Source organism: Pseudorhodobacter sp. (assembly GCF_030452865.1).
Lineage (GTDB): Bacteria > Pseudomonadota > Alphaproteobacteria > Rhodobacterales > Rhodobacteraceae > Pseudorhodobacter.
The window spans coordinates 1-5,212 of the sequence record NZ_JAKDLJ010000260.1; the positions used below are offsets into that span (position 1 = coordinate 1).

Genomic DNA, 5,212 nt, shown 5'->3' on the forward strand with positions numbered 1-5,212 from the left:
TGCTGATATCGACGGGGCCAACTGGTGGACCAAGCTCTGGTCCATCACCCTGCCCCTGCTGCTTCCCATCATTGCCGCAACATTCATCGTTCGCTGGCTCGGTGCGGTAAAGATGTTCGACATTGTGCTGGCGTCCACCAAAGGCGGCCCCGGGGACGCGACCAGTGTTGTGAACCTTTATATCTATGAGCAGGCGTTTCGATCCCTGCGGTTTGCCGAAAGCGCCGCGATGGCGGTGATTGTTCTGATTGCCACGATGCTGCTCACCGGGGTGTTCCTGATCGGCACTCGCAAATTGGAGAACCGGTTCTGATGTCGCAATCATCCACATGGCGTCGCCGCCGCATCGCCCATCTCGCTCGCGTATCCGCTGGCATCGTGCTGGCCGCATTGTTCCTGTTTCCGATTTACTGGATGGTGCTGTCATCCTTCAAATTGCCGAAGGACATTTTCACTTCGCCACCGGTGTTCCTGTTCGATCCGACGCTGGAAACCTATGCCAGTTACATGAGCCGTGCCGATATCATGCGGCGGATGGTCAACACAGTTATTGTGGCGACCGGTGCAGGGGTCCTTTCTATCGTTGCGGGAACCATGGCCGGTTACGCATTGGCCCGCATCCGTATCCGTGGGGCAGTGACATTTGGTGTGATTATCCTGATGTCGCGCGGCGTGCCGCCCATTGCTTTAGCCGTACCGATGTTCCTCGTTGCGCGGAAATTGGGCCTGACAGATATGCATATCACGCTAATTCTGGCCTATTGCACCTTCCTTATCCCATATGTGATGTGGCTGATGCGGGGCTTTTTCCAGGGCCTGCCAAAGGAACTTGAAGAAGCGGCAATGTTGGATGGCTGTGGCCGTTTTGGGGCCTTTTTCAAAATCATCGTGCCGATCTCCCTTCCCGGCATTCTTTCCACGTTGATCTTCAGTGTGATCCTTGCGTGGGAGGAGCTGTTGTTTGCGCTTGTCCTCACCAATCGCAACGCCTCAACAATTCCCGTGGCGATTGCGGGTATTGCGGGCGACACCGTCAATGGCGCGAATTGGGGGGCGTTGACAGCGGTCGGGACGCTAACAGTTGTCCCAGTGGTTATTTTTGCGCTCTTGGTCCAAAAGTGGCTGATAAAAGGCCTGTCTGATGGGGCCACCAAGGGATAACGCACATGCTGAAATTCAAAAGCCATCTAACCAAGTCCGAAATTGCCGCGCAATATATTCAGCAGATGATCCTATCTGGCGAGCTGAAAGCCGGAAGCCCGATTACCACCAAAGCGGTTTCAGATGCCATCGGAATGAGCGAAACTCCCGTGCGTGAGGCGATCAAAGCCTTGTCAACGGAAGGTTGGTTGCGGCACCACGCCCATAAGGGAACTGTGGTTGCAACGCTCGACAGTGCGCATGTGTCCGAGGTGTTTCAACTGCGCGGCATGTTGAACGCACAGGCCATTCGATTTGGCAAAAGCAGCTTTGACGAAGAGCGGCTGAGCAGTATCGACAAGAACATTGAGGAAAGCGAACGCGCGGTCGCAGCCAATGACTATGAGGCTTATTCATTGCTGAATCGCAGCTTTCACGACCTGCTGTGCGATACACCCCAGGCGGAATGGACCTATCGCCTGTTTTCCATCCTTCAGGGGCAATCCGCGGTTTTCCGGCATGGATTTCGGGCGATTCCCGATGGGTTGCGCAAATCGCTTGACGCCCATCTTGAAATCCGTGCGGCCCTGCGCGCGGGTGATTTTGAAGCGGCAGCACGGCTTGTCCATTTCGATGAGGTCAGTGCAGGCAACCGCTTGATCGAGGTTTTGAACCGCATGGACGTCGAAGCGAACGGACAAAATGTAAAATGACACTCGACGCAGGCGCGGCCCCAAAACTGGAACTTGAGATTACAACCAACGTTCAGATGTGCCTTCCCAACGGCCGTTTGAACCCGCGTGCCGTTGGCTGGTCACGCCGCGCCTTGCACCAAGACAACCTGCAGGGATGGGGGCGCAACAAGCGTTTCGAATATTGGTGTGTGATGTGTGAGGACTTTATCGTCACCGCGAACATCTCCCACCACGATTATCGTGCCAATGTCGCGTCTACCTTTATGGATCTGAAGACTGGGCAAATTGTCGCGAACCGCGTCAATCGCTGGCTCCCGCCCCGCAATTCCATGTCGGACCCGACCGACCCAAAGCCGATGGCTGCCAAAGCTGACGGCATTGAGGTGCGCATTACCCCCGAGAACGGTGGGACGCGGCTCTGTTCCAAAACCGAACGCTTGGCCCTTGACGCCTTTGTGTCGGAACCTCCCAATCACGAATCCATGGGCGTTCTGGTGCCCTGGAACGACAAAACGTTTCAATATACACGCAAGAACAATTGCTTACGCACAGAAGGCTCTGTCACTGTGGACGGTGTGCGCCATATCATTGACCCCAACAAATGTTTCGCTCTGCATGATGTCGGCCGCGGGCGCTGGCCCTATTCAACCCGCTGGAACTGGTCAGCGGGCCATGGCTGGGTTGGCGGCCGCATGATCGGGCTTCAATTTGGTGGAAAATGGACGGCCGGAACCCCTTCAACTGAAAATTGTCTGCGGATTGACGGGCGCGTTCACAAAATCAGTGAAGAATTGACTTGGGATTACGACACTGCCGATTTCATGCGCCCGTGGACACTGCGAGGCGCGCGTGTTGACCTTACCTTCACTCCAACAATCCACCACCATCACATGTTCAACCGCTGGCTCATCTCGGCGCGCGGCGATCAATGCTTCGGCCACTTTGATGGTCAAGTGGTTGCCGATGATGGCGAAATTATCTCCGTAAAACACTTGCCGGGCATGGCAGAGGAAGTTCACAGAAAATGGTAAAGACGGCGGCAAAAGAACCTGAGATCACATCGGAAGTCGATCTTTGTAAAGCTGATGGTAGGCTGAATCCCGCAGCAGTGGGCTGGTCGCGCTGGCCGCTTATCCGTGCCAACCTGCAAGGCTGGGGGCGCAATAAGCGTTTTGAATACTGGTGCATCTCGACCCCCGATCTTATCGTGGCGCTGAACGTTTCGCACAGCGATTACCGCGTGACACTTGCTGGCTTTTTCCTTGACCTTCGCACCAAGGAGGCCATTTCGGTGGCCGAAATCCACTGGCTGCCGGGCAAGCGCGTCCCCATCATGCCAAAAGTCTCCGGTGCAGGCCCTGTAATCGGTGCCGGCAAGCAAATACAGGTCCAGATGATACCAGGTGAAGGCGGGACACAGCTTTCGCTAGTCTCTGACCGGATCAAAATCGAGATCTTTGCTGCCGAACCGGAAAACCATGAATCCATGAGCGTTGTGGTGCCATGGGATACAAAACGCTTTCAGTTGACGCGGAAAAATAACTGCATGAAGGCAGAAGGCCACGTCATCGCCGACGGGCGGCGCTATGACGTGCGACCCGAAAATGCCTATGCCACTCTTGATCACGGGCGCGGGCGTTGGCCCTATTCTATTCTGTGGAATTGGGGTTCCGCCAGCGGCATCAGTGACGGGCATGAGATTGGCCTGCAACTTGGCGCAAAATGGACTGACGGCACGCCCGCAACCGAAAACGCAATCCGCATCGACGGGCGCGTTTTCAAAATCAGCGACGAAATGGAGTGGCAATACGACACCACCGATTTCATGAAACCTTGGACAATGCGCGGTGGCGGTGCGGACTTGGTGTTCACGCCGATCTACAACCGCCATTCGAATTTCAATCGCCTGATCGTTCTAAGCCGCGAGGACCAGACTTTTGGCCACTACAACGGCACGATCACCGCTCCCGATGGCAAAATTTACAAGATCGAGAACCTGCTAGGCTGGGCTGAAGAAGTCCACCGTCGCTGGTAACCGCTTTCAAACTATTGAGGATATGACATGAGCAAAGTTGAGATAAGGGATCTGCGCAAAACCTATGACGGGCTGGAGGTTATTCACGGCATTGACATTGATATTGCGGATGGAGAATTTGTCTCCCTCGTCGGTCCTTCGGGCTGCGGGAAATCAACGCTGCTCCGTATGATCGCCGGGCTGGAAGAGGTTGCTTCGGGACAAATCATTATCGGAGATAGGGTGATCAATGATGTTGCCCCGAAAGACCGCGATATTGCCATGGTTTTCCAGAACTATGCGCTTTACCCCCACATGACAGTGCGTCAAAATCTGGGTTTTGCCTTGAAACAACGTAGGCTTCCAAGGGATGAGATCAATGAGAGGGTGAACGGGGCTGCGGGCATCCTTGGTCTGGCCGAGTATCTGGATCGCAAACCCCGCGCCTTGTCCGGTGGCCAGCGCCAAAGGGTTGCAATGGGCCGCGCCATTGTGCGGAACCCAACCGTCTTTCTCTTTGATGAACCTCTGTCCAACCTTGACGCAAAGCTACGCGTTTTGATGCGGTCGGAATTGAAAGAATTGCATCAGCGTCTGTCTACCACGACCGTTTATGTGACGCATGACCAGATTGAGGCGATGACCTTGTCGGATAAGATCGTTGTGATGAACGGTGGCCATATCGAACAAGTCGGCACGCCTCTTGATCTTTATGACAATCCCAAAAGCCTTTTTGTTGCGGCCTTTATTGGCTCACCGCAGATGAACTTCCTTGAAGGGGTGATGACTGACAACGGATCGCTTCGGCTACCCGATTTGTCCGAGTTGCCACTTGGCCGCCAGATCGCAACTGCCGGTGCTGAAGTGACGGTTGGGCTTCGCCCCGAACATCTTTTTCTGACTGAGAGCGGCTGGCCTGCGGAAGCCGTAGTGATAGAGCCTACCGGTTCGGAGACCCAAATTACAGCGCGGGCCAGTGGGAAAACCTTTCGCATCTTGGTGCGGGGGCGAACCGAAGTAAAACCGGGGCAATCCATCACGCTCGGCTTCGATCCGCAACATCTGCATGTCTTTTCAACTGCAATAGGCAAACGCGCTTCATGATCAACAGATTCTACTGGGCAAAAGGGCATTGATAACGTCGTAGCTCTGAATCGCCGCGGCTTCACCGGAGACCTATAGCTTCATTTCACGCGACCATGTCGAGCACGTCGCGCTGTGGATAGAATTTCTCTTCTGCCTCGGCTGGTGGGGTGTTTCCGATGGGCCCAAGCAGTCGACGGTTGGTGAACCAATCGACCCAGCCGAGGGTTGCTGATGGTGACACCGGAATACAACAACGGCGTGCCCGGCGTGTTCAAAA

The 5,212-nt window shown here is 54.9% G+C and carries 6 protein-coding genes and 1 pseudogene; 6 read left to right on the forward strand and 1 reads right to left on the reverse strand.

Translation table 11 applies throughout. From position 1 onward, the window contains the following. The 6 genes from L0H65_RS13935 to L0H65_RS13960 form a co-directional block, all read left to right on the forward strand. On the forward strand, positions 1-313 hold a 313-nt coding region (locus L0H65_RS13935), incomplete at its 5' end, for a carbohydrate ABC transporter permease (protein WP_301459655.1). Next, positions 313-1,161, forward strand: coding sequence for a carbohydrate ABC transporter permease (locus L0H65_RS13940; RefSeq protein WP_301459656.1), 849 nt, complete (start codon positions 313-315; stop codon positions 1,159-1,161). The genes L0H65_RS13935 and L0H65_RS13940, both read left to right, overlap by 1 nt. A gap of 5 nt (positions 1,162-1,166) precedes the next feature. After that, positions 1,167-1,853 (forward strand): GntR family transcriptional regulator, encoded by a 687-nt coding sequence (locus tag L0H65_RS13945; RefSeq protein ID WP_301459657.1) that lies wholly within the window; start codon positions 1,167-1,169, stop codon positions 1,851-1,853. After that, positions 1,850-2,866: a DUF2804 domain-containing protein gene (locus L0H65_RS13950; protein WP_301459658.1), complete on the forward strand. Its 1,017-nt coding sequence runs from the start codon at positions 1,850-1,852 to the stop codon at positions 2,864-2,866. The genes L0H65_RS13945 and L0H65_RS13950 overlap by 4 nt, the downstream gene beginning before the upstream one ends. Next, entirely contained in the window at positions 2,860-3,870 is a 1,011-nt protein-coding gene (locus tag L0H65_RS13955) for a DUF2804 domain-containing protein (protein ID WP_301459659.1), read from the forward strand. Before L0H65_RS13950 ends, L0H65_RS13955 begins: the two co-directional genes overlap by 7 nt. 27 nt (positions 3,871-3,897) lie before the next feature. Then, positions 3,898-4,953, forward strand: coding sequence for an ABC transporter ATP-binding protein (locus L0H65_RS13960; protein ID WP_301459660.1), 1,056 nt, complete (start codon positions 3,898-3,900; stop codon positions 4,951-4,953). A gap of 85 nt (positions 4,954-5,038) precedes the next feature. Here the strand turns inward: L0H65_RS13960 and L0H65_RS13965 are convergent. Next, positions 5,039-5,164, reverse strand: a pseudogene (locus L0H65_RS13965) (IS3 family transposase); the annotation flags it as partial. Between the last annotated feature and the right edge of the window lie 48 nt (positions 5,165-5,212).